Genomic DNA, 243 nt, shown 5'->3' on the forward strand with positions numbered 1-243 from the left:
CGTTTCGCGCCGATATCTTCACGCGCGATATTTGGGGCCAGAGCAACCCGCAGTTCGGCAATGTGCTGAGCCAGGTGCGCAACATGATGCTGGTCACCGTGTTCGTGTTCATCGGCATCGAAGGCGCAAGCATCTTCTCGTCACGGGCGGAAAAACGCTCCGACGTGGGCAAGGCCACGGTCATCGGCTTCATCACCGTGTTGCTGTTCCTGGTGCTGGTCAACGTGCTTTCGCTAGGCATCA

Annotated in this window: 1 protein-coding gene; it reads left to right on the forward strand. The window is 58.4% G+C overall.

The features are described 5' to 3' along the window. Positions 1-243: amino acid permease (locus J5M56_RS26300; protein WP_207938226.1), on the forward strand; the 243-nt coding region annotated here is incomplete at both ends.

The sequence above is a fragment of the Pseudomonas sp. 51_B genome (assembly GCF_017491595.1).
Taxonomy (GTDB): Bacteria; Pseudomonadota; Gammaproteobacteria; order Pseudomonadales; family Pseudomonadaceae; genus Aquipseudomonas; species Aquipseudomonas promysalinigenes.